Raw genomic sequence first — 5,311 nt, 5'->3', positions numbered from 1 at the left:
TCCGCGGAGACCACCACGGTGTGGGACACCCCGGGGGTGTTGTCCACGAAATTGGTGATCAGCCAGTTCAGGTTCTGTGCGGCCTGGCTCATCTGAGTCAACTCAACGCTCCTGGTGGTTCGAGCCGCCGAAGAGATCGGTGCTCCGGTTCTGTCCGTTGCCGGACTGGTCTACCTGATCGGGGTCGATCCGGAAGCTTCCGGTGTTGCCGGCGGTGCGGCCCTGCTCCACGCCGCGGCGCAGGTTCGTGAGACGGCCACGGACCTCCTCGGGGCTGCGGGAGACCTGCGGCCCGTCCTGCGGGGTGGGCTTGGCGTTGCCGGCCACCAGGTTCTGCTTGGGCACGCGGCGCGGCAGGCCGGACTGGGTGGTGCCGGCGGACGAGGGCTCGCGCAGCTGCTCGGCCCGCTGCCAGGCGTTGTCGTTCGGCGACTGCCAGGCGGAGTTGGCGGTCGGGCCGGTCGGGCCGTAGCCGCCGAGCGCCGACACGTCGTGTCCGCGCGACTCGGCGGGCGACGAGGTGTCCTTGGCGCCGGCGAACCAGTTCGGGGTCTCGCCGTTGGCCCCGGCGGGCGCGGGCGTCCCGACCGGGCCGCCGGTGGCCAGCTGCTGGCCGGGGCGGCGCTGCGGCAGCCCGGACGGCAGGGTGGCGGGGGCCTCGGCGGCGGGCAGCGCGGGCGGCTCCGGGGCGTACGGGTGGCCGGCCGGGGCGTCCTGGGCCTGGTGGGCGTACTGGTCGCCGGCGTAGCCGTCGTCGTAGCCCTGGTAGCCCTGGCCCTGGTAGTCCTGCTGCGCGTACTGGTCGTCCGCGTAGCCCGACTGGTCGTAGCCCTGCTGCGGGTACTGGCCGTACGCGTCCTGGCCGTAGCCGTCCTGCTGCCCGTAGCCGTACTGGTCGTCGGCGTAGGGCTGCTGGTAGCCCTGCTGCGGGGCGTACTGGTCGTAGCCCTGCTGCGGGTACTCCTCCTCGACCTCGGCGTCCAGGACCGGCTGCTCGGCGTCCCCGTACGGGGAGGCCTCCAGCGCGGCGCGGCGCACCTGGTCGAGGCGCTGGGAGCGCTGGACGGACTCCAGGGCCGGGCTGAAGCCGGAGGAGCCGGCGTTGCCGATGCCGGTCAGGTGGTCGTCGAAGCCCAGCTCGGCGGCGCTGCGGGCGCGGCCGTCGGGGGCCCACTCGGAGGCCGGCTCCTGCTCGGCGAAGATCCGCGAGACGGTGAACTGCTCCTCGGGCTCCGGCGCCGGGCCGCCCTTGGTGACGAACGGCGGGAGCATGACGAGCGAGGTGGTGCCGGCCGACTCGCCGGACGGGCGGAGCTGGACGCGGATGTCGTGCCGCTGGGAGAGCCGGCCGACCACGAACAGGCCCATGCGGCGGGAGATGGTGGCGTCGACCGTTGGCGGCTCGGCCAGCTTCTCGTTGATCTCGGCGAAGTCGTCGGCGGTGAGGCCGATGCCCTTGTCGTGGATCTCGACCAGCACGCGGCCGTCCGGCAGGCGGGTCGCGTTGACCAGCACCCGGGTCTGCGGGCTGGAGAACGAGGTGGCGTTCTCCAGCAGCTCGGCGAGCAGGTGGACGAGGTCGGTCACGGCGGCGCCGACGATCTCGACCTCCGGGATGCCGGACAGCTCGACGCGCTCGTACTGCTCCACCTCGGACGCGGCGGCGCGGAGCACGTCGACCAGCGGGACCGGGGTGTTCCAGCGGCGGCCGGCCTCCTCGCCCGCGAGGACGAGGAGGTTCTCGCCGTTGCGGCGCATGCGGGTCGCGAGGTGGTCCAGCTTGAAGAGGTTCTCCAGCTGGTCCGGGTCGGCCTCGTTGTTCTCCAGGTCCGTGATCAGCGCCAGCTGGCGCTGGATGAGGCCCTGGCTGCGGCGCGACAGGTTGGTGAAGATCGCGTTGACGTTGCCTCGCAGCAGCGCCTGCTCGGCGGCGAGCTCGACGGCCTGGCGGTGGACCTGGTCGAACGCCCGGGCGACCTCGCCGATCTCGTCCTTGCCGTGCAGCGGGATCGGGGCGACGGAGGTGTCGACCCGCTCGGGGTCGGTCTTGGAGAGCTTCTCGACGAGGTCCGGCAGGCGGTTGTCGGCGATCTCCAGGGCGGCGCTGCGCAGGGTGCGCATGCCGAGGATCATCGAGCGGGCGACGTAACCGGTGAGCAGCCCGGCCAGGATGAGCGCGGCGACGACGATGACCGTGTTGAGGATGGCGTCGTAGAGCGCGTTGTCCTTGAGGTTCCGGGAGTCCGTGAGCACGTCGTCGAGGAGCGCGACTTCGGTGTTGCGCAGCGCCTGGATGTGCGTGGCGGCAGCCTGGTTCCAGTTCTCCGGGGTCAGACCGGCGTCCTTGGCCTCCTTGAAGGCGGCGTCGGCGGCGGCCTTGCCCTTCGTCTGGCCGTCGGCGGCGGCCTGGCTGTAGGCGGAGGCGAGGTTCAGCAGCGACTGCATGGTCGGCGCGCGGCCGTCGGGCATCTTGTACGCCGAGCGGTCCTGCGCGGTGGCCAGGGCGACCTGTGCGTCGGCGTACTTCTTGGCGTCGACCGGGTCGCTACCGGTGGTGAACTCGGTGATCGCGGTCTGTTCGAGCTTCTCCGAGACCACGACCTGCAGGGTGAGGTCCTGGTTCTCGTAGCGGGTCACCGAGTTCGACCCGATGCCCACGAGCAGGTGCAGCATGAGCGCGCGCTGGGACGAGGACGCGGCCTTGGCCAGCGACATGGCGTAGATCGCGCGGCCCTTGCTGGCCGCGTTCGTGGAGCCGAGGCCGACCGAGTTGTCGTACGCGAGCAGCGGGGCGAACAGCGTCGAGTACGCGTTCGCGGTGGCGCTGGCGAACAGCTCCTGGCCGTACGCGCTGGCGCGCAGGTGCGGCAGGTTGACCACGAGGTCCTGGAAGGCCTGGTGGCGGCGCGGGAGCTCGCCGGACTTGTCGGACGCGTCGTAGGCGGCGTTGTAGGCCTTCAGCGCGGCGTCCGTGGTGGCGCGGGTCTTGGCGACCGTGCCGTCCGGGTCCTGCTTGGTGAGGAGGGGTATCAGCGTCTTGTCGCGCTCGTTCTCGAGCGCCTCGGCGAGTTCGGTGGCCGCCTTGGCGAGCTCGGCGGTCTTCTCGGCGCGGGACGCCTTGATGTAGCCGTCGACCGAGGTGTTCACGCGGAGGCCGCCGAACACGAGGCTGATGATGACCGGGATCAGGAGGATCGCGATCAGACGCGTCGGCACGCGCCAGTTGCGCGGCCTGAGGAAGTCGTAGCGGCTGGAGCTCTCGGAGCCCGTCGAACCCGTGGAGCCGCCGCTGCGGGGCTCCTTCGGGCCGACCGCGGGCTTCACGGGCTGTGGTGCCTGTGAACGCTCCTCGGTCGGGGTGAACGCGGAGAATCCGGCCGATTCCGTCGCGGTACCGTTCGGCTCGCTCTGGCGGGGCTCGGAGCGCCGCTGCGGGGCGGGTTGCTGCTTACGCCTCACTCGACAACTACCTCTCGGCCGACAGCCGGCCATGGATCAATCCAGCGCTGCCCCGGGCCACGCTCCGCCGCCGGTGGGCCGGGCGGGAAAAGCGACAGGGGTAGCTGGAATTTCAGCACGTGCAGGGATGGGGGACAAACAGACCCCGCATGCCGCCCGCGTCGGCACAATCTGGACATTCGCCGACATGACGGCGCAAAACCGTGGTCTTCTGGCGCTGAGTGACGTGATTCGGCCACGTAGCGTCACTGTTGATCACAAAATGCCTACCGAACCGTTATCCACCGCTTATGAGCGGGTCTTGCGCGGTGCCCCCGCCGGACACCTGCCGGTAAGCAGCCCCGCGTCGGCTAGCGGAGTCGGGCGAGGAGGGCGTGTTCGACGAGGGTGATGAGGGCGCTCTTGGCGCTGTCGCGGCGGCGGGCGTCGAGGGTGATGACGGGGGTGTCGGCGCCGAGTTGGAGTGCTTCGCGGACTTCGTCGGGGGTGTGGGGCTGGTGTCCGTCGAAGCCGTTGAGGGCGACGACGAAGGGCAGTCCGCTGTTCTCGAAGTAGTCGAGGGCGGGGAAGCAGTCGGCGAGGCGGCGGGTGTCGACGAGGACGACGGCGCCGATGGCGCCGCGGACGAGGTCGTCCCACATGAACCAGAAGCGGTCCTGTCCGGGGGTGCCGAACAGGTAGAGGATGAGGTCTTCGTCGAGGGTGATGCGGCCGAAGTCCATGGCGACGGTGGTGGTCGTCTTGCCGGAGACGTGGCTGATGTCGTCGATGCCGGCGGAGGCCGAGGTCATGACGGCTTCGGTGCGCAGGGGGTTGATCTCGGAGACGGCGCCGACGAGCGTGGTCTTGCCGACACCGAAGCCGCCCGCGACGACGATCTTCGCGGAGGTGGTGGCGCGGGTGGGGGCGGCCGCGTTAGAGCTTGCGAAGTCCACTGAGGACCCTTTCGAGCAGCGTGACGTCGGGCTGGTTTCCGGATTCGCCTCCGGAAGCGGGCTGGTGGATGGCGACGAGGCCGGCCTCGGCCAGGTCGGCCACGAGGATGCGCGCGACTCCCAGCGGGAGGGAGAGCAGCGCCGACACCTCGGCGACGGACTTGACCTCCGTGCACAGGGTGCAGATCCGCTGGTGCTCGGGGAGCAGGGTGGCCAGGCGCTGCGGGTCCACGTCGGCGGAGACGAGGGCCTCCAGCGCGAGTTCGTAGCGGGGCCGGGTGCGGCCGCCGGTCATCGCGAACGGCCGGATCAGCGGGCCGGAGTCGGGTTCGTCCTCGAACTCCTCGACGTGCCCGGGGTCCTGGGCCGGGTGGTGGCCGGGCGCGTGGCCGGGTCCGGCCGGCGGGACCGGGTAGCCGGGCGGCGGCATGTCGAAGGAGGGCTGCGGCTGCGGGGCGTACTGGCCGGGCTGGGCGTACTGGCCGGGCCGGCCGTACTGCTCCTGCTGCTGACCGTACGGCGGCTGGCCGTACTCCTGGCCGAACTGCGGCCGGCCGTACGGCTGACCGTGGCCGACGCCGGGTGCTCCGAAGGCGTCATGGCCCGTGCCAGGGTACGGAACGCCACCGTACTGGCCGCTGCGGTCGTCGGGCGGTGTCACGGTTCCTCTCCTCACAAGGTGCGGCGGTTGCGGTGCGAGCCCCGGAACGAGTCCGGAGCCTGTGGTGCGAAGGCCGTACAACGTCCGAACCCGAGCCCGCCGAAGCGGGCCCGGGAGGGACGCGGAGGTGCTTCGAATACCTGGACGGTATCCGACGAACCGTCAGTGCAGGAGACTGCCCTGGAGTTCTGCGCGGAGTGCGGGGGTGAGGACGGCGCCTGCGCGGTCGACGAGCAGGGCCATCTCGTAGCCGACG

Annotated in this window: 3 protein-coding genes and 2 pseudogenes; all 5 read right to left on the bottom strand. The window is 71.2% G+C overall.

Going from position 1 to position 5,311, the window contains the following annotated elements:
- Positions 1-92, bottom strand: a pseudogene (locus ACFV4G_RS42880) (roadblock/LC7 domain-containing protein); the annotation flags it as partial.
- A gap of 10 nt (positions 93-102) precedes the next feature.
- Positions 103-3,459, bottom strand: coding sequence for a nitrate- and nitrite sensing domain-containing protein (locus ACFV4G_RS42875; protein ID WP_380448993.1), 3,357 nt, complete (start codon positions 3,457-3,459; stop codon positions 103-105).
- A gap of 350 nt (positions 3,460-3,809) precedes the next feature.
- Positions 3,810-4,394: an ATP/GTP-binding protein gene (locus ACFV4G_RS42870; RefSeq protein ID WP_350526745.1), complete on the bottom strand. Its 585-nt coding sequence runs from the start codon at positions 4,392-4,394 to the stop codon at positions 3,810-3,812.
- Positions 4,375-5,055 carry a DUF742 domain-containing protein gene (locus tag ACFV4G_RS42865; RefSeq protein WP_380448991.1) on the bottom strand — a complete coding sequence of 227 codons (681 nt, stop codon included), beginning with the start codon at positions 5,053-5,055 and terminating at the stop codon, positions 4,375-4,377. Before ACFV4G_RS42865 ends, ACFV4G_RS42870 begins: the two co-directional genes overlap by 20 nt.
- Before the next feature lie 162 nt (positions 5,056-5,217).
- Positions 5,218-5,311, bottom strand: a pseudogene (locus ACFV4G_RS42860) (roadblock/LC7 domain-containing protein); the annotation flags it as partial.

Origin of the sequence: Kitasatospora sp. NPDC059747, assembly GCF_042732955.1 — a bacterium.
Lineage (GTDB): Bacteria > Actinomycetota > Actinomycetes > Streptomycetales > Streptomycetaceae > Kitasatospora.
Note: the sequence above shows the minus strand (reverse complement) of the source record. Positions and strands in the feature narration are given on the sequence as shown.